17 protein-coding genes are annotated in these 18,903 nt (G+C 34.9%); 10 read left to right on the top strand and 7 right to left on the bottom strand.

The annotated features are described in order from the left end of the window. Positions 1-80: 80 nt before the first annotated feature. The 4 genes from K7G76_RS04155 to K7G76_RS04140 form a co-directional block, all read right to left on the bottom strand. Positions 81-593, bottom strand: coding sequence for a DUF4136 domain-containing protein (locus tag K7G76_RS04155; protein WP_223032937.1), 513 nt, complete (start codon positions 591-593; stop codon positions 81-83). Between the two features lie 22 nt (positions 594-615). Further along, positions 616-1,323: an ion transporter gene (locus tag K7G76_RS04150; protein ID WP_223032936.1), complete on the bottom strand. Its 708-nt coding sequence runs from the start codon at positions 1,321-1,323 to the stop codon at positions 616-618. A gap of 12 nt (positions 1,324-1,335) precedes the next feature. After that, entirely contained in the window at positions 1,336-2,334 is a 999-nt protein-coding gene (obgE, locus tag K7G76_RS04145; RefSeq protein ID WP_223032935.1) for a GTPase ObgE, read from the bottom strand. Positions 2,335-2,411: 77 nt separating this feature from the next. After that, a complete protein-coding gene (locus tag K7G76_RS04140; protein ID WP_223032934.1) occupies positions 2,412-3,521 on the bottom strand; it encodes an adenylate kinase in 1,110 nt (369 codons plus the stop codon). A gap of 170 nt (positions 3,522-3,691) precedes the next feature. On the opposite strand from K7G76_RS04140, the gene K7G76_RS04135 reads away from it, so the two are divergent. From K7G76_RS04135 to K7G76_RS04110, 6 genes are all read left to right on the top strand, one after another. Further along, positions 3,692-4,846 carry a 5-(carboxyamino)imidazole ribonucleotide synthase gene (locus K7G76_RS04135; RefSeq protein ID WP_223032933.1) on the top strand — a complete coding sequence of 385 codons (1,155 nt, stop codon included), beginning with the start codon at positions 3,692-3,694 and terminating at the stop codon, positions 4,844-4,846. A 2-nt stretch (positions 4,847-4,848) separates the two neighbouring features. Continuing rightward, the gene (gene purE, locus K7G76_RS04130) at positions 4,849-5,328 is read left to right on the top strand and encodes a 5-(carboxyamino)imidazole ribonucleotide mutase (RefSeq protein WP_223032932.1); all 480 of its coding nucleotides are present in this window, start codon (positions 4,849-4,851) and stop codon (positions 5,326-5,328) included. Between the two features lie 205 nt (positions 5,329-5,533). Next, positions 5,534-7,567: a M3 family metallopeptidase gene (locus tag K7G76_RS04125; protein ID WP_223032931.1), complete on the top strand. Its 2,034-nt coding sequence runs from the start codon at positions 5,534-5,536 to the stop codon at positions 7,565-7,567. 13 nt (positions 7,568-7,580) lie between these two features. Then, a complete protein-coding gene (locus tag K7G76_RS04120; RefSeq protein ID WP_223032930.1) occupies positions 7,581-8,009 on the top strand; it encodes a hypothetical protein in 429 nt (142 codons plus the stop codon). An 80-nt stretch (positions 8,010-8,089) separates the two neighbouring features. After that, positions 8,090-8,644 (top strand): sigma-70 family RNA polymerase sigma factor, encoded by a 555-nt coding sequence (locus tag K7G76_RS04115; RefSeq protein WP_223032929.1) that lies wholly within the window; start codon positions 8,090-8,092, stop codon positions 8,642-8,644. 3 nt (positions 8,645-8,647) lie between these two features. Then, positions 8,648-8,905 (top strand): hypothetical protein, encoded by a 258-nt coding sequence (locus K7G76_RS04110; protein WP_223032928.1) that lies wholly within the window; start codon positions 8,648-8,650, stop codon positions 8,903-8,905. On the opposite strand, the gene K7G76_RS04105 is transcribed toward K7G76_RS04110, so the two are convergent. Beyond that, positions 8,888-9,721 carry a UbiA prenyltransferase family protein gene (locus K7G76_RS04105; protein WP_223032927.1) on the bottom strand — a complete coding sequence of 278 codons (834 nt, stop codon included), beginning with the start codon at positions 9,719-9,721 and terminating at the stop codon, positions 8,888-8,890. The genes K7G76_RS04110 and K7G76_RS04105 overlap by 18 nt on opposite strands. A 118-nt stretch (positions 9,722-9,839) precedes the next feature. Here K7G76_RS04105 and gcvP point away from each other — a divergent pair, with 118 nt between their 5' ends. From gcvP to K7G76_RS04085, 4 genes are all read left to right on the top strand, one after another. Further along, complete coding sequence (gene gcvP / locus K7G76_RS04100; RefSeq protein ID WP_223032926.1) at positions 9,840-12,689, top strand: aminomethyl-transferring glycine dehydrogenase; 2,850 nt, start codon at positions 9,840-9,842, stop codon at positions 12,687-12,689. A gap of 183 nt (positions 12,690-12,872) precedes the next feature. Beyond that, positions 12,873-13,931 (top strand): 3-oxoacyl-ACP synthase III family protein, encoded by a 1,059-nt coding sequence (locus K7G76_RS04095; protein ID WP_223032925.1) that lies wholly within the window; start codon positions 12,873-12,875, stop codon positions 13,929-13,931. Between the two features lie 31 nt (positions 13,932-13,962). Then, positions 13,963-14,484, top strand: a complete 522-nt coding sequence (locus K7G76_RS04090; protein WP_223032924.1) for a methyltransferase domain-containing protein — start codon at positions 13,963-13,965, stop codon at positions 14,482-14,484. Positions 14,485-14,506: 22 nt separating this feature from the next. Further along, on the top strand, positions 14,507-15,355 hold the full coding sequence (locus K7G76_RS04085; RefSeq protein ID WP_223032923.1) for a glycosyltransferase family 2 protein: 849 nt from the start codon (positions 14,507-14,509) through the stop codon (positions 15,353-15,355). Here the strand turns inward: K7G76_RS04085 and K7G76_RS04080 are convergent. Continuing rightward, the gene (locus tag K7G76_RS04080) at positions 15,348-16,157 is read right to left on the bottom strand and encodes a DNA/RNA non-specific endonuclease (RefSeq protein ID WP_223032922.1); all 810 of its coding nucleotides are present in this window, start codon (positions 16,155-16,157) and stop codon (positions 15,348-15,350) included. The genes K7G76_RS04085 and K7G76_RS04080 overlap by 8 nt on opposite strands. After that, positions 16,157-18,793, bottom strand: a complete 2,637-nt coding sequence (locus K7G76_RS04075; RefSeq protein ID WP_223032921.1) for a valine--tRNA ligase — start codon at positions 18,791-18,793, stop codon at positions 16,157-16,159. The genes K7G76_RS04080 and K7G76_RS04075 overlap by 1 nt, the downstream gene beginning before the upstream one ends. Positions 18,794-18,903 lie beyond the last annotated feature (110 nt).

Below are 18,903 nucleotides of genomic sequence, written 5' to 3'. Positions count from 1 at the left end.
TTTTGATTTTTAGTTTATCAAATAAAGTGAAACAAAAGCATTATAAGAAGATAATTAACAGCTACTTAACTTAAAAAAGACTATTTAGCTTTTGGTGGGAATCCTTGAAGCACTTTGTCAATAACTACTTTAAATTGGGCTTCTCGAGCTTCTGGTGTATTTTCAGGCATATACGGTTCGTTACTTGCTGCCTGCCAAACCAATTGTTCGGTTTTCGCATCGACAAAATCAAAAATAATTTGTCTAGAAAGGTTACCATCACCTACAGGAACACCTACAGAAACACCTCCTCCTCCTGTTCCAACACCAAAGCCTACAGAAGTACTGGATTGTGTGTCTTGGCGATAAGAACTTGCAATATCAATTAAAAAATCAGGATCATTAGACATAGTAAATCCCTTCGCTTCAAGGGCTGCGTTTAAGACTCTAAAAAAACGTTTATTATCTAATTGACTCAAACCTGTTTCCATATTATCAAAATAATGGTAGGTTTTATATTTGGTGAAGTCTGTTCCTTTTTGATAATCATAATTAACCGTTACACCACAAGAAACAAATAATAAGAGACATATAATTAAGGCTAACTTTTTCATTTTTATTTTAAAGATAATAAAATTAAGCGTCTTTTTTATCAACCGATTTGGTTAACGCTGAAGAAATAATCCCTGTTGGAATAGCTACAATTCCTAAACCAATAAGCAGAATAAAAAATGTAAACACTTTTCCGCCAACAGTAATAGGATACACATCTCCATAACCTACAGTTGTAAGCGTTACAATTGCCCACCATAGACTATCAAAAATTGAAGAAAAATGTTCGGGTTGGGCTTCGTTTTCAAAATAATATATACCAACCGATGAGAAGTATATGAGAATTAATGTGATAAATAAAAACAGTAAAATCTCTTCTTTTGCCGATTTAATAGCGGTCGTAAAGTGGATCATAGCCCTATTATATCGGACTAATTTTAAAATTCTAAATAATCTCAAAAATCTTAAAGCCCTTAAGGAGCGTAGATCTATTCCAAAAGACAAATAAAAAGGTAAAATGGCTAAAAGATCGATTATTCCAAAAAAACTAAATATAAATCGAGGTTTACTATCTGCCACATAAATTCGTAACAGGTATTCAATAGTAAAAACTACCACACAAAACACCTCAATACTATATAAAATAGTTTTTGTTTCGGGTTTTAAATTCGGAATGGTTTCAACTGAAAAAGTAACTATAGAGAGAAGTATCAAGCATTGTATAAAAATAGCAAAGATTTTGCTGGCTCTATTATCATTAAATTCAACAATACGCTTGATATACTGCCTCATATAGAGAATAGTTTAGTCTTGTAACATGGCCCAGAGCTTGTCTTTTAACTCCAGTAAACCTTTTTGAGCTACGGAAGATATAAATAAATAATCTATTGGTAAATTGTTATCCAATTCTTCTTGCAGTTCAGCCTTTAATTCATCATCAAGCATATCGCTTTTTGAAATGGCTATAATACGCTCTTTATCCAACATTTCGGGATTATATCGCTTTAGTTCATCCAATAGAATATCATACTGCTTCTTAATATCATCGTCATCTGCAGGAATTAAAAACAGCAATACCGAATTACGTTCTATATGACGTAAAAAATAATGCCCTAAACCACGTCCTTCTGCTGCTCCTTCAATAATTCCCGGAATATCTGCCATTACAAAGGTTTGATGGTCACGATATTCTACAATTCCCAAATTAGGTTTTAAGGTTGTGAACTCGTAATCTGCTATTTTGGGTTTGGCAGCAGTAATTACAGATAATAATGTAGATTTTCCAGCATTTGGGAATCCTACCAAACCAACATCGGCCAATACTTTTAATTCTAAAATAATATCGCGTTCTTGACCTGGAATTCCAGGTTGCGCATAACGAGGCGTTTGGTTGGTAGAACTTTTAAAATGCCAGTTACCACGACCACCCATACCACCTTCGGCGATTATCTTTTCTTCACCATGATCGGTTATTTCGAATAAAATGTCATTTGTTTCTTTGTCTCGTACAACAGTTCCCAAGGGCACATCCATATAAACATCCTCGCCATCAGCCCCAGTACTACGCTGTTTACTACCATGTTCACCATGTCCAGCTCTAAAATGACGTTTAAATTTATAGGTATACAGTGTCCATAGGTTTTGATTTCCACGAATAATCACATGGCCTCCACGACCACCGTCACCACCATCTGGCCCACCTTTTTCAATATATTTTTCACGGTGTAAGTGAGCAGAGCCCTTACCTCCATTTCCAGAGGACACATACAATTTTACATAATCAACAAAGTTACCTTCAGTCATATTCATTTTCCGCTAAAGCGGAAACCGTTTTAAATTAATTAAAATTCATGAGATTCTTGCTTACGCAGGAATGACAATTACAGCTTATCAATTACGTCACTCAACCTAATCGTAATATCTTCAATGCTACCTACACCATCAACACCATAATACTTATCTTGTCCAGCATAATAATCTTTTAAAATTGCTGTTTTTTTGTAGTACTCTGTAATACGGTTTCTAATAATGGATTCGTCTGCATCATCAGCACGACCACTACTCTTTCCACGCTCCAAAAGACGTTCAACCAAAATTTCATCATCAACCTCCAATGCTATCATGGCATTTATTTGAGAATCCTTACTGTCCATTAATTGGTCTAATGCTTCTGCTTGTGCATTGGTCCTTGGAAAGCCATCGAAAATAAAACCTTTGGCATCGGCATTCTTTTCAACTTCAGCATTTAGCATATCAATGGTTACCTGATCTGGAACCAGTTCGCCTTTATCCATATACGATTTAGCTAACATACCTAAAGCCGTTTCGTTTTTGATATTAAAACGAAAGACATCGCCTGTAGAAATGTGTTCTAAATTGTACTTTTCCTTTAAAAAATTTGCTTGTGTTCCTTTTCCTGCTCCTGGAGGGCCAAATAGCACGATATTTGTCATGTGTTGCGTTGTTTTTAATTGATATATTTCAGGTAAGTCTCTTCCCAATCCATCATAGTCAAGCCCATAACCCACTATAAATTTGTTAGGAATTTCAATACCTACATAATGTAGTTTAAAGTCTTTTTTATAAGCTTCTGGCTTGTAAAACAAAGTTGCAATAAGTAATTGCTTAACCTTTTCATTTTTAAAAATACGATGCACTTCATGCAAGGTATTACCAGAATCAATGATATCTTCTAAAATAACAACTGTACGTCCTGTTAAATCTTGGGTCAATCCAATCAAGCGTTGAATATCTTCGGTAGATTTCACACCTTCATAAGAAGCCAATTTGATAAACGTTACCTCACAAGGCTTTGGATACTTTTTTACAAAATCGCTAACAAACATAAACGACCCATTTAAAATTCCAATAAATACTGGAACTTCATCCCCTAAATCGCTAGCAATGACATCGACCATCTTGGAAACAGCTTTTTGGATGTCTTGTTCAGATATAAAGGGCTTGAAGTATAAATCGTGGAGTTTAATCACTTGCTTATTATTTTAGAAACGCAAAGATAATCATTTGATTAAGGATTTGCGAATTCTCATTTAGATTGTTTAGCATTTAGTTTTTTGAGAGGGTTTTGATTTGTACTTTTGTGCAAAATCAAAGTATTGTTTCATTAAAAAACAAACTTCCACTGTTGTGGAAAATTAATATGAATTTTTTCTCTTCTGAATTTAAATTGGGTATACTAGGTGGTGGCCAACTAGGAAAAATGATGCTTACCGAAACACGTAAGTTCGATATTTTCACTAAAGTTTTAGACCCAAGTCCGGAAGCGCCATGTAAGATTGCTTCAAACGATTTTCATGTGGGCGATTTAATGGATTATGAGACCGTTGTTAGTTTTGGAAAAGATGTTGATGTATTGACTTTTGAAATTGAAAACGTTAATACAGACGCTTTAGAAACATTAGAAAAACAAGGCATAAAAGTGTTTCCAAACTCAAAAACATTACGCACCATTCAAAATAAGGCTAAACAGAAATTGTTTTATCGTGACCATGAGATACCAACCGCAGATTTTACACGTTTTGCCTACACTTCAGAAATTGAAGATGCAATTAACAATGGTGGTTTAGAATTCCCTTTTGTATGGAAAAGTGCGCAATTTGGTTACGATGGCAATGGTGTTAAAGTTGTTCGTTCATTAGCAGGTTTAGAGAACTTACCAAATGTGGAGTGTATTGCAGAAAAGATGATACCGTTTAAAAACGAATTATCAGTAATTGTAGCTAGAAATGTTGATGGCAGTGTAAAAACATACCCTGTTGTTGAAATGGAATTTCATCCAGAAGCTAATCAAGTTGAGTATGTTATTTGCCCTGCCCGAATTGATGCTTCTGTAGCTCAAAAAGCACAAAAAATTGCGTTACAAACTTCTAAAGCCTTTAACCATGTTGGACTTTTGGCTGTTGAAATGTTTCAAACACAAGACGATGACATCTTGGTTAATGAAGTAGCTCCTAGACCTCACAATTCTGGGCATCAAACTATTGAAGCCAGTTATACGTCTCAATTTGAGCAACACATTAGGGCCATACTTAATTTACCATTAGGAAAAACCGATAGTAAAGTTGGTGGAATTATGGTTAATTTAGTGGGAGCTGAAGGTTATACAGGCAATGTAAAGTATGAACATATTGAAGACATCATGAATATGGAAGGTGTAACGCCTCATATTTATGGAAAAAAACAAACACGTCCTTTTCGTAAAATGGGGCATGTAACCATTGTTCACGAAAATATTAACGAAGCTAGGCAAATTGCCGAAAAAGTTAAAAAAACCATTAAAGTTATAAGCGAATAATTATGAGTAAAGTTGGAGTTATCATGGGAAGCAAAAGCGATTTGCCTGTTATGCAAGACGCTATTGATATTTTAAAGGAATTGAATATTGATGTTGAGGTCGATATTGTTTCGGCACACAGAACGCCTGAAAAATTATTCGATTATGGAAAGCATGCACATACACGAGGATTTTCAGTTATAATTGCTGGAGCTGGTGGTGCAGCCCACCTTCCTGGTATGATTGCTTCTTTATCACCACTACCTGTTATTGGTGTTCCAGTAAAAAGCAGCAACTCTATTGATGGTTGGGATTCTGTTTTATCAATTTTACAAATGCCAGGTGGTGTTCCAGTTGCAACAGTAGCACTTAATGGTGCCAAAAATGCGGGTATTTTAGCTGCTCAAATTATTGGAAGTTCAAATAGTGATGTGCTAAATGCTATTATTGAATATAAGGAAGGCCTTAAAGCTAAAGTCATAGAATCTTCCAAGAATTTATAACAAAAAAACCTCGGTAGTTACCGAGGTTTTTAACGCTATTAATCAATAAATTTTTAAGAGTTTTAACTCTCATGAAAAATCTGCCACAAAAGTAGTATTAAATCTCATATTTGCAACATTTAATCCTCTTAAAATTAAGTTAATAATCATAAAATCAAATGATTAGTAAGAAAAGTATCACGTTGGATTTTATAAACAATTAAAAATGAACATTCTAAACAAACCTTTCGATACAAAGTATAATACAGCTCCTTTTTCAAAAATTGAAAACGAACATTTCCTCCCTGCCATTAAAAAAGGAATTGAAGATGCCAAGGCAGAAATTAATGCCATAATATCAAATACTGATAAACCAACTTTTGAAAACACTATTGAGGCTTTAGATTTTTCTGGGGAACAGTTAGACAGAATTTCAAGTATCTTTTTCAATTTGAATTCAGCCGAAACAAACGATACCATACAAAAAATAGCACAAGAAGTGTCTCCTTTACTTTCAGAGTTTAGCAACGATATTACTTTAAATGAAGATTTATTCAAACGCGTAAAGGTTATTTATGACGAAAAAGACAACCTAAATCTCACTACCGAGCAACAAACCCTTCTAGACAAAAAATATAAGAGCTTTTCACGAAATGGCGCCAACTTGCCAGAAGACAAAAAGCAGCAATTGCGTGAAATTGACAAAGAGTTAAGCAAACTAAAACTGAAATTTGGCGAAAACGTGTTGGCCGAAGCCAACAACTTCGAATTACATATTATTAATGAAGATGAGCTTTCTGGATTACCTGATGGCGCCAATGAAGCCGCTCAACAATTGGCTGAAAGCAAAGGCAAAGAGGGTTGGCTAATTACTTTAGATTATCCGAGTTACATTCCATTTATGACCTATGCTGATAATCGCGAATTGCGTAAAAAACTGGCTGTAGCTTTTGGAGCAAAAGCATTTCAAAACAATGAACAGGACAATCAAGACAACGTTTTACAAATTGCCAAACTACGTCATGAACGTGCTAATCTTTTAGGCTACAAGACCCATGCGCATTTTATTTTAGAAGAGCGTATGGCAAAAAACCCTGAAACTGTAAACACCTTTTTAAACGATTTATTAGAAAAGGCTAAACCAGCTGCCGAACGTGAATTTAAAACATTAAGTGATTTTGCCAAAAAACTAGATGGTATTGAGCAACTACAGAAATGGGATGGTGGTTATTATTCTGAAAAATTAAAACAAAAGCTATTCGATTTAGATGACGAAAAACTAAAGCCTTATTTCAAACTGGATAATGTTATCAATGGCGCCTTTATGGTTGCAAAAAAATTATACGGTTTACAGTTTGAAGAAATTAGCGATATCGATAAATATCATGACGATGTGCTGACCTATAAAGTGACTGATGAAAGCAACAATTTAGTTTCAATATTCTATGCCGACTTTTTCCCAAGAGCCGGAAAACGTAATGGCGCTTGGATGACGGTTTATAAACCACAATACATTAAAAACGGTGAGAATAGTAGACCGCATATTTCCATTGTTTGTAATTTTACTAAACCAACCAAAACCAAACCGTCGTTATTAACCTTTAATGAAGTTACTACATTATTCCACGAATTCGGTCACGCCCTTCATGGAATGCTTGCCAACACAACATATCCAAGTTTATCCGGAACGAGTGTGTTTTGGGATTTTGTAGAGTTGCCTAGTCAAGTATTGGAAAACTGGTGTTACGAGAAAGAAGCTTTAGAGCTGTTTGCAACACATTATGAAACTGGTGAAGTTATTCCTATGGAATTAATTAATAAAATAAAAGCATCTGCTACGTTTCATGAAGGCATGCAAACCTTACGTCAATTAAGTTTTGGGTTACTGGATATGAGTTGGCATGGTCAAGATCCGAGCCAGATAACAAATGTTAAAGTCCATGAACAAGAGGCCTTTGAAAACACACGTTTATATCCAGATGTTGCAGAAAACTGTATGAGCACCTCATTCTCACACATTTTTCAGGGCGGTTACAGTTCAGGATACTATAGTTATAAATGGGCTGAAGTATTGGATGCTGATGCTTTTGAGTTTTTTAAGGAGTCTGGTATTTTTAGTCGTGAGGTTGCCAATAAATTTAAAAATAACATTCTCTCGCAAGGCGGAACCGATGACCCTATGGTATTATACAAACGCTTTCGCGGAAAAAAACCACAACCAGAAGCTTTATTGAAACGAGCTGGTTTAATCAAAAAATAACACATTAAGAAAAATGAAACTAAAACACATAATTACCATATTAATAACCATAACCTTTGTTAATATAACTCAAGCCCAAAAAATTAAAATAAAAAAAGGAGTCATTTATATAGATGATGAAAAATGTTTAACAACAGATGGCGACCCATTAAATATATCTTTCTACGATTTGGAAGGTGACGAAATTGTTTTCATGAAGTATCTTGATGACAAAAGAGATGGTGAGAGCTATATGAGAGTGACCTTTTTAAGCCAGAAAAAATCTTTCACTTCAAAGTCAATCCTTTTTACAAAAAAGATGCTCATCAGACGCCTTTTAGACACTAAAACTATTGATAACTGTATGTTAAACGAAGATAAAGTAGATCGCTTTATTCTAAAATATGATGAAGACATCGAATCTGATGATATTAATGTAAATATCAGTATAGATAGGAATTAATTTGGAAATTCATTTGCAAACAATATTGATCAAAATAAATTTTTTCTCTTATTTTTGGTAAAAATTGCTAGTTAACAAGTATGCCAAAACACACAATTGAACCTGAAAAATGGATTGACCGCTATTCTGATTACCTGTTCAATTACACTATTTCGCGTGTAAATGATAGGGAGATGGCCAAAGACTTGGTTCAGGATACCTTTGTAGCCAGTTTAAAGTCCATGAAAAACTTTAAAGGCGAAGCTAGTGAACGTACATGGCTTATTTCTATTTTAAAAAGAAAAATTATTGACTATTATCGGAAAATTAATTCCAAAAAAGGAAAAGCCGAGGTTCGCATGGACTATAATAGTGATGAGGAGGAAGGTAGTTGGCTTGAAGAACGCGTAGCCGATCCTTTTGACAAAACGGCTGAAGACTCTTTAGTAAACGATGAATTGGGAGAAGCCATCTATGCTTGTTTGGATAAATTACCAAACAAACAAGCTCAAGTCTTTAAAATGAAAACCATACAAGGATTAGAAACAGAAACAATTTGTAATGAATTGGACATCACTGCGTCTAACTTGTGGGTAATAATTCATAGAGCACGTACTACTATGGCAGAATGCATGGAAAAAAACTGGTTTAATTAAAAGATGAAAAAAGGTTTTTTATTTATTTCTTGCGAAGAGGCAAAACACATTTGTGACAAATCTCAATACAATGAAGCTACATTGTGGGAAAAAATTGAATTAAATATTAGGTATACTTGGTGTAAATTCACACGTGCTTATGTTAAGAAAAATAAGCAATTAACCTCAATGGTTAAAAAATCTAAAGTAGATTGTCTGCAAAATAATGAACGTGAGGTTTTAAAAAAGGTATTCGAGAAGGAACTAACTAAACAGGGTTAAAAGAACTAACCAGAAAATTGGTATCCCTTCCACCCAAAAAGCACTATAATATTTCCCCTGATTTTTAAATGCCAGAAGAATAGACAATAAGGTTACAACAGTAACTATTAATTGCACAAGAATTTTCTGGTATGTGATATCATCCCTTAAATATTCCAGCAAAAAGAACACCATCAAAACCAATAAGCCTATAATTTTTGTTTTAGTAATACCTATTTGTTGTGGTATTGTAGACAGCTTCAAACTGTCATATTTCATATCTCTAATCTCAAAAGGTAACATTAGCGCAATTACAAATAGAAATCGTTGCAAAAAAGTTATTACAACATCGTAATTAAAACTAAAATCATTATTCAATAAGGGAAGCAAAACAGTAACCCCAGACCATACAAGGGCTATAACGTAAATTTTCAAACCGCTAATACTTCTTAAATTTTGTTGTTGATCCAGAAATAAGTGTTTAGGCAAAAAGGGAATGGCATAAAGAAATGTTACTAAACCAAAACCGCCAATCCAAAGCAAAGTTTTTATTTCGAGTTTAAAAGCATAATACCCAAGCGCCAAAAAACAAATAAATGAAAATATCTGTATTGCTTTCAACCAACTTGCCAAACTACGATGATGAAACTTTGCGAGACCAAAATATTTTACAAAATTATAACCTGTTATGGTTGCATAAAAATTAAAATACAAGATATTCTCGTCATAGGCTATTTCAAAATTATTTAAGGTTACCCATGTTAAAGCATACACAGCTAAAGCCACATGAATACTACTGTTAAGGTAAAAATCAAAAACAATCTTTAAAATACGCATAAAACAAAAATACGCAAAGTGTTAATAAACACTTTAATTGGTTAAAAACTTTCATTTTCGTTAACATTTTAACGTGAATTATTCCGTAATTTTGCACTTCAATTCAACACAATTATTCATGAATACAAATGCATTTGCACTGCGTCATATTGGGCCAAAGGAATTGGACCAAAAAAAGATGTTAGAAACTATTGGTGTAGATTCTATTGACCAACTAATTTACGAAACCATTCCTGACGAGATTCGTCTTAAAAAAGATCTCGATTTAGGTGAGGCCATGAGCGAACAGGAATATTTAACCCATATTCATGAATTATCTAAACTGAACAAAACATATAAAACTTATATTGGCTTAGGCTATCACCCAACTATATTACCTGCAGTTATACAGCGTAATATTTTAGAAAATCCAGGATGGTACACGGCCTATACACCCTATCAGGCTGAAATAGCTCAAGGGCGTTTAGAAGCGTTATTAAACTTCCAAACCATGGTTAGTGATTTAACCGGAATGGAACTGGCCAATGCATCGTTACTAGACGAAAGTACTGCAGCTGCTGAAGCCATGAGTCTATTATTTGCAGTACGCGAAAGAGATCAAAAGAAAGCTGGCGTTAACAAGTTTTTTGTTTCAGAAAACATTTTACCTCAAACTTTATCACTTTTAGAAACACGTGCCAATCCAATTGGCATAGATTTGGTTGTTGGAAGTGAAGAAAATTTTGATTTCTCAACAGAATTTTTCGGAGCTATATTACAATATCCCGGAAAGCATGGGCAAATAACTGATATCAAATCATTCATATCTAAAGCCAACGAAAGCAATATAAAAGTTGCTATTGCAGCAGATATTTTAAGTTTGGTTAAACTAGAAGCACCTGGAAAATTTGGGGCTGATGTGGTTGTTGGAACCACGCAACGTTTTGGAATACCAATGGGATATGGAGGCCCTCATGCCGCATATTTTGCTACCAAAGAAATTTACAAGCGTGATATTCCAGGGCGTATTATTGGCGTTACCAAAGACATGAATGGAAATCGCGCCTTACGTATGGCGCTTCAAACACGAGAACAACATATTAAGCGTGACAGAGCAACTTCAAATATCTGTACCGCTCAAGTATTACTAGCCGTTATGGCGAGTATGTACGCTGTATACCACGGACCTAAAGGACTTGAATTTATTGCCAATAAAGTTCACCATACTACTGCATCGGTTGCAGATACTCTAAAACAATTAGGTTTCGAACAGCAAAACACATCATATTTTGACACCCTACACATTAAAGCTGATGCCAGTAAGATCAAGACCGTTGCAGAGGAAAACGGCGTAAACTTTTACTATCCTGATTCAGATTCTGTTGTAATTGCCATAAACGAAACTACAAATTTGGCAGATGCCAATTTGATTGTTGCCATCTTTGCAAAAGCCGCTCAAAAAGAAACCATTAAAATTCAGTCAATACCTGAAGACAACAATATCAGCCAAACGTTACAACGTACTTCCGATTTCTTAACCCTTGATGTATTTAATTCGCACCATTCTGAAACGGAATTAATGCGTTACATCAAAAAATTGGAACGTAAAGATTTATCATTGAATCATTCAATGATTTCATTGGGATCTTGTACCATGAAGTTAAATGCTGCTGCTGAAATGTTACCATTAAGCTATCCAAACTGGGGCACCATACATCCTTTTGTTCCAATTGAGCAAGCACAAGGCTATCAAACCGTTTTAAAAGAGCTTGAAGATCAATTAACAGTAATTACGGGCTTTACTGCAACTTCACTTCAACCTAATTCAGGAGCACAAGGTGAATTTGCCGGTTTAATGGTTATTAAAGCATATCATGAATCACGTGGTGATCACCACAGAAATATATGTTTAATACCATCATCTGCCCATGGCACTAATCCTGCCAGTGCTGTTATGGCTGGCATGAAAGTAGTTGTAACAAAATCAACAGACAAAGGAAATATTGACGTAGACGATTTACGTGAGAAGGCAGAACTTCATAAAGACAATTTAGCGGCCCTAATGGTTACTTATCCATCTACACATGGTGTATATGAAGCTGCTATTAAGGAAATCACACAAATTATTCATGATAATGGTGGTCAAGTTTATATGGATGGTGCCAATATGAACGCGCAAGTTGGCCTAACCAATCCTGGAAACATTGGGGCAGATGTTTGCCACTTAAACCTGCATAAAACTTTTGCAATTCCGCATGGTGGTGGTGGTCCAGGTGTTGGTCCTATTTGTGTAGCAAAACAGTTAGCACCATTTTTACCTAGTAACCCAATAATAAAAACAGGTGGCGATAAAGCCATAACTGCAATTTCAGCGGCTCCTTTTGGATCATCTTTGGTATGCTTAATATCTTATGCTTATATAAAAATGCTAGGTGCTAAAGGCTTGACTGAAGCGACCAAAATTGCAATTCTAAATGCCAACTATATCAAAAAGCGTTTAGAAGGACAATTCGACACCTTATATTCTGGAGAACGTGGTAGAGCTGCTCACGAAATGATTGTTGATTGTAGAGCATTTAAAGCTAATGGTATTGAAGTTACCGATATTGCAAAACGTTTAATGGATTATGGTTTTCACGCTCCAACGGTATCATTCCCAGTAGCTGGAACCCTAATGATTGAGCCAACTGAAAGCGAAAGCAAAGCTGAAATGGATCGTTTTTGTGATGCAATGATCTCTATAAAAAAAGAAATTGATGAGACATCAAAAGATGATGATAATAACATTTTAAGAAATGCACCACATACTCTTGATATGATAACTGCAGACGAATGGTTAATGCCATATTCTAGAGAAAAAGCAGCCTTTCCATTAGATTATGTTCGCGAAAATAAATTTTGGCCTTCTGTTAGACGTGTTGATGATGCTTATGGAGATCGAAACTTAATTTGTACATGTACGCCTATTGAAGAATACATGGAAGCGTAATTAGCAGATAAAACTAAATATTTAAAGCCTTCAAATTTGAAGGCTTTATTTTTGAAAAATTTTTAATTAAAATTCACTTTTTTACCAATATCATAAAAATAAATGCATTAATCAAAAAACATGCTTGACTTCACGATTTAATGACTAGCTTCGTAAATGGAACACTAATTAATAGCAATAATTATGGGCGTTAAAATAACTGGAACAGGAAGTTATATACCGAGTAAAGTTGAAAAAAACGAAAGCTTTTACAATCATGAGTTCTTAAATGCAGATGGTTCTTCAATTAATAGCCCTAATGAGGTTATAGTTGAAAAGTTTAAGGCTATTACTGGCATTCAAGAACGGCGTTATATTAAAAAAGATTTACTGAATTCTGATATTGGCTTCTTTGCAGCCGAGAAAGCCATTGAAAACGCCAACATTGACAAAGAAAGTATTGATTATATTATTGTTGCCCACAATTACGGTGACGTTAAGCACGACACACAACAAAGTGACACCGTTCCTAGCATAGCCTCCAGGATTAAGCATTTATTAAAAATTAGAAATCCAAAATGTGTTGGCTACGACATCCTTTTTGGTTGCCCAGGATGGCTTGAAGGTGTTATTCAAGCCAAAGCCTTTATAGCCTCTGGCATAGCTAAACGCTGCTTGGTAGTGGGAACAGAAACCTTATCACGGGTAATTGACAAACATGATCGGGATTCTATGATCTACAGTGATGGGGCTGGTGCTGTTATTGTTGAACAAACTAATGATGAAGGCGGTATTATAGCCCACGAAACTGCTACTTTTACTTACGATGAAGCCCATTTTATTTATTTTGGTGAAACCAACCATCCCGAAATAAACGACCAAAGACGTTATATAAAAATGTATGGGCGTAAAATTTATGAGTTTGCCATAACTAATGTACCTATGGCTCTAAAAACCTGTTTAGATAAAAGTGGTATTGATATAAGAGATGTCAAAAAAATATTGATTCATCAGGCCAACGAAAAAATGGATGAAGCCATTGTAAAGCGTTTTTTTCAACTCTATGATATGGAAATACCAGAAGGCGTTATGCCAATGACCATTAACACCTTAGGCAATTCCAGTGTGGCGACAGTTCCCACATTATATGATATGATTTTAAATGGAAAGCTAGACAACCAAGAAATCCATAAAGGAGATATTATTATATTTGCCAGTGTTGGTGCAGGCATGAATATTAATGCTGTTGTGTATCAACAATAAAAACAGCTTGTCGCTTTTCCGGAAAATAAACATGTACGAAAAAACATTTCCCAACAAACGTTTTAAGCATACTGCAGAATTTTTACAAAAGTATATCTCTAAAGATTCGAAAATTTTAGATTTAGGCGTTGTAAATCCTTTTACTCAAATTATGCTAGAGTTGGGCTATTCTGTTGAAAACACTTCAGGTGAAGATTTGGATTTAGATACTTCAACTATTAAAAACTCTAATGCTGAAGTAGTGACCGCTTTTGAAATTTTTGAACACCTTTTATCTCCTTTCACAGTCCTACAATCCATAAAAGCAAAAAAACTAGTTGCTTCAGTTCCATTAAAATTATGGTTTTCATCTGCGTATAGAAGTAAAACCGATATGTGGGATAGACATTATCACGAGTTTGAAGATTGGCAATTTGATTGGTTGCTCGAAAAGACAGGATGGAAAATTGTTGACAGAAAAAAATGGACTAACCCAACCAATAAGTTGGGAATAAGACCTATTTTGAGATGCTTTGTTCCAAGATACTATATTGTTTATGCTGAAAGAGTGTAAATTTGTATAAACGATTTCTAAATTGAATTTCTACATCGTCATACCAGCACATAATGAAGAAGCCTATATTGGTTTAACTTTAGAGTCTTTGGTGAATCAAAGCCTACTTCCAAAACAAGTAGTTGTAGTTAATGACCATTCCAAGGATCAAACTGCTGAAATAGTTCAATCATTTGCAGATAAGTATAATTGGATTTCACTTTTAAATACCGAGTCGTCTGACCAACATTTACCAGGCTCTAAAATAGTCAATGCATTTTACAAAGGCTTTGAAACTTTAGATGATAATTATGATGTGATTTGCAAATTTGATGCTGATCTTATTTTTCCCAACAATTACTTGGAACAATTGGCCTTTCATTTTAACGCTAACCCAAAACTGGGAATGGCCTCTGGTTTTTGCTACATTGATAACAATGGAGAGTGGATTCTAGAAAATCTGACCAGAAAAGACCACATTCGTGGCGCATTGAAAGCTTACAGAAAAGACTGTTTTGTTCAAATTGGAAAATTAAAACCCTCTATGGGCTGGGATACAGTGGATGAGTTATTGGCAAAATTTTACAATTGGAAAATACTAACCGATGAAACTCTTCATATAAAACATTTAAAACCTACAGGTAAAAGCTACAATAAGACTGCTAAATATCTTCAAGGAGAAGCCATGTACAAGATGCGATACGGATTTGTTATTACCTTAATTTCAGCTTTAAAGTTGGCTTATAAAAAAAGCAGTCTGTCTCTTTTTAAGGATTATATGGCAGGTTATTATAAAGCAAAACTTAATAATATAGATCAGTTAGTGACAGAGGAACAAGGTCAATTTATACGTAAATTACGCTGGAAGGGTATCATGGGTAAATCTATTTAAAACGCCAAGATTTATAGCTACTGGAAGCTTCCAACTTATCTTCCACAGCATCATCCAATTCTGGAAAAAAATCTATGCCCGTTAAGGCTTCAACATCATCTACTGAAACTACAAACTCAAAAAGCGGCTTATTGGAATTCTCATGAGGCATTAAGAAAGCTAAAACTTTTGGATTACCAGTATTGTAATCCATAATGACTTTATAAAACTGATTGGGGACAGCCACATTTTCGGAACCAATAGTTGTCATATCGCCTTTTAAAACACCACCTGTCACCACAAAAACGCCATCATAACGATTGGCCCAATAACGTACTTTTTGCTCTAGTGTATTCCAAATTCCTGAATTGAATTCATGGTTTTGGGGAGTTATATTACTGGTTAAAAAGGTTTCGTCATGAGCTTCTTGACTGTAACGCCTATCGCCAGCAGGACACAAATGTCCTCTATCATAACCTGAATTTTTATAATTCCGCCAACTAGCTGCTCCTGTCTTTACAGCTTTATCAATTTCAAAATAGGGTCTGTTAAAATTAGTATTGGACAAGTGTTCTTTTTTTAGTTCATAAGCGACCCATTCGGCTTGTTCATATGGTTCACTATAACTTAACGAATACCCTTTATGATGTACAATTTGGCCTGTTGTACTTGTTGGTAGAAAAAAAGCTATTGTTGGATTTTTAGGCAGTTTACCTTGCTCAACAATAGCTTCTTGTTCTTTTTTATCGAGATAATATTCATAACCATATATTCCAACAACCAAAAGTATGGCAATCATTGAATATAATGTACGTTTACTCATTATTGAAGATTAGCCAAACTCGCTTTTAGCGTTTCAATTTTTGCTAAAGCATCTGCTTCCTTTTTCTTTTCACCAGCTACTACTTGTTCTGGTGCACCAGAAACAAAACGCTCGTTTGACAACTTCTTCTGAACAGATTTTAAGAACCCTTCTGTATAATCTAATTCTTCCTTTAACTTCTTAATTTCTTCATCAACATTAATTGCTCCGGATGCAGGAATGAAATACTCATTTGATTTTACACGAAAAGTCAATGCTCCATCAACAGCTTCAGAAACATATTCAATAGCCTCTAGATTACCAAGTTTTTTAATAACCTCATCGAAGATGGAAGGCACATTTTCATTATTTATAACGGAGAAACCAATACTGTCCTTAAAAGAAATATTCTTTTCTTTTCTAATATTACGAATACCCGAAACTACTTCTTGCATAAAGCTAAATCCAGAAATCAACTCATTATTTACAGATTTCTTCTTTGGCCATTTCGCCACAATAAGCGCTTCTTCTGGTTGTCTTTCTTCCATGTATTGCCAAATTTCTTCAGTTAAGAACGGCATAAAAGGATGTAATATTTTTAGAATGTCCTCAAAACTCGCAATAACACCCTCTAGTGTTTTAGCATCTATTGGTTGTTGGTAAGCTGGCTTTACAATCTCCAATAACCAAGATGCAAAATCATCCCATATTAGCTTATACGTTGCCATAAGAGCGTCAGACAACCTATACTTACTGTAATGGTCTTCAATTTCAATTAAGGTCTCTTGAAATTTGGCCTCAAACCACTCTAACGCAACTTTACTTGATTCTGGTTGTCCTATAGCATTAATAACTTCCCAACCCTTTACCAAACGAAACGCATTCCAAATTTTATTGGCAAATCCTTTACCTTGGTTACATAACGCTTCATCAAACATCAAGTCGTTTCCGGCGGCGCTACTTAATAATAATCCAACACGAACACCATCAGCCCCATAATCATCTATAAGCTTCAAAGCATCAGGCGAATTCCCAAGAGATTTACTCATTTTACGACGCTGCTTGTCACGAACCAAGCCAGTTAAATATACATTTTCAAAAGGCTTTTCGCCTTTATATTCATAGCCTGCAATAATCATTCGTGCTACCCAGAAAAAGAGGATATCAGGACCCGTAACCAAATCATTAGTTGGATAATAGTAATTTATTTCTTCGTTTTCTGGATTTCGGATACCATCAAATACATTCATTGGCCATAACCAAGCTGAAAACCATGTATCAACCACATCTGAATCTTGGCGTAAGTCATTAACTGTTAATTGTTGATTGTTAGTTATTTCTTTGGCTAAAACTAAAGCTTCTTCAATAGTTTTGGCAACCACAAAATCTTCTTTACCTTCTCCATGATAAAATGCAGGTATTTGCTGTCCCCAACGCAATTGACGTGAAATATTCCAATCACGAATATTTTCCATCCAGTGGCGATAAGTATTCTCAAACTTTTTGGGGAACAATTTAATTTCAGGATTATCACCTAAAACCGCTTCAATTGCTGGTTTTACCAATTCTTCCATCTTTAAAAACCACTGATCTGATAATCTAGGTTCTATAATGGCTTTCGTTCTTTCTGAAATGCCTACCCTATTGGTATAATCTTCAATTTTGAGAATATGCCCCTTTTCTTCTAATTCTTTTACAATTTCCTTTCTAACTATAAAACGGTTTTTGCCCTCATAATGCAAACCATAACTGTTTAAAGTAGCATCTTCATTAAATATATCAATAACTTCCAGATTGTGCTTATCACCTAGAACCTTATCGTTTTCGTCATGAGCAGGAGTTACTTTTAGACAGCCAGTACCAAATTCAACATCCACATACTCATCTTCAATTATGGGTATGATACGACCATTAATAGGTACAATAGCATTCTTCCCTTTTAAATTGGCATGACGTTCATCATTGGGATTGATACAGATTGCGGTATCTCCTAAAATAGTTTCTGGTCTAGTTGTAGCAATAGTCAAGGTGTCATCGCTACCCTCAACCTTATAATTTACATAGTAAAGCTTTCCTTGTTTTTCGACATATTCAACCTCCTCATCAGAAAGTGTTGTTTTAGCTTCTGGATCCCAGTTAACCATGCGATAGCCACGATAAATTAAGCCTTTGTTATATAAATCAACAAATACTTGAGTTACAGCTTCTGACATATCGTCATCCATCGTAAACTTGGTTCGATCCCAATCACAGGAACAACCTAATTTTTTTAGTTGCTCTAAAATTACTCCCCCGTATTCATGCGTCCAATCCCAAGCATGTTTCAAAAACTCCTCGCGAGTTAAATCGTTCTTGTCAATCCCTTGCTCTTTAAGCTTGGCAACCACTTTAGCTTCAGTTGCAATGGATGCATGGTCGGTTCCAGGCACCCAACAGGCATTTTTACCCTGTAAGCGCGCACGTCGTATCAAAACATCTTGAATGGTGTTATTCAACATATGTCCCATATGCAAAACTCCTGTGACGTTTGGTGGCGGAATAACAATTGTATAAGGTTCTCTTCTATCTGGTTTTGAATGAAAATAATTATGTTTCATCCAGTAATCATACCACTTGCCTTCTACCTGATTGGCATCATATTTTGATGGAATTTGCATACTTTGGAATAGTTTTTGAAATATAACATGCAAAAGTACTTATATTTCTTTTTTCAGTAAAATTATATGAATGTATTATGTACTTTTATTTGGGTAGATGATAATTGCAT

The sequence above is a fragment of the Hanstruepera marina genome (assembly GCF_019880635.1).
GTDB lineage: Bacteria > Bacteroidota > Bacteroidia > Flavobacteriales > Flavobacteriaceae > Hanstruepera > Hanstruepera marina.
Note: the sequence above shows the minus strand (reverse complement) of the source record. Positions and strands in the feature narration are given on the sequence as shown.

Excerpts from the sequence above, each read along its gene's own strand:
- K7G76_RS04150 (WP_223032936.1), bottom strand. The coding sequence starts at position 1,323 with ATGAGGCAGTATATCAAGCGTATTGTTGAATTTAATGATAATAGAGCC.
- obgE (WP_223032935.1), bottom strand. The coding sequence starts at position 2,334 with ATGACTGAAGGTAACTTTGTTGATTATGTAAAATTGTATGTGTCCTCT.
- purE (WP_223032932.1), top strand. The coding sequence starts at position 4,849 with ATGAGTAAAGTTGGAGTTATCATGGGAAGCAAAAGCGATTTGCCTGTT.
- K7G76_RS04080 (WP_223032922.1), bottom strand. The coding sequence starts at position 16,157 with ATGAGTAAACGTACATTATATTCAATGATTGCCATACTTTTGGTTGTT.
- K7G76_RS04120 (WP_223032930.1), top strand. The coding sequence starts at position 7,581 with ATGAAACTAAAACACATAATTACCATATTAATAACCATAACCTTTGTT.
- K7G76_RS04090 (WP_223032924.1), top strand. The coding sequence starts at position 13,963 with ATGTACGAAAAAACATTTCCCAACAAACGTTTTAAGCATACTGCAGAA.
- gcvP (WP_223032926.1), top strand. The coding sequence starts at position 9,840 with ATGAATACAAATGCATTTGCACTGCGTCATATTGGGCCAAAGGAATTG.
- K7G76_RS04105 (WP_223032927.1), bottom strand. The coding sequence starts at position 9,721 with ATGCGTATTTTAAAGATTGTTTTTGATTTTTACCTTAACAGTAGTATT.
- K7G76_RS04075 (WP_223032921.1), bottom strand. The coding sequence starts at position 18,793 with ATGCAAATTCCATCAAAATATGATGCCAATCAGGTAGAAGGCAAGTGG.
- K7G76_RS04155 (WP_223032937.1), bottom strand. The coding sequence starts at position 593 with ATGAAAAAGTTAGCCTTAATTATATGTCTCTTATTATTTGTTTCTTGT.
- K7G76_RS04095 (WP_223032925.1), top strand. The coding sequence starts at position 12,873 with ATGGGCGTTAAAATAACTGGAACAGGAAGTTATATACCGAGTAAAGTT.
- K7G76_RS04125 (WP_223032931.1), top strand. The coding sequence starts at position 5,534 with ATGAACATTCTAAACAAACCTTTCGATACAAAGTATAATACAGCTCCT.
- K7G76_RS04110 (WP_223032928.1), top strand. The coding sequence starts at position 8,648 with ATGAAAAAAGGTTTTTTATTTATTTCTTGCGAAGAGGCAAAACACATT.
- K7G76_RS04115 (WP_223032929.1), top strand. The coding sequence starts at position 8,090 with ATGCCAAAACACACAATTGAACCTGAAAAATGGATTGACCGCTATTCT.
- K7G76_RS04135 (WP_223032933.1), top strand. The coding sequence starts at position 3,692 with ATGAATTTTTTCTCTTCTGAATTTAAATTGGGTATACTAGGTGGTGGC.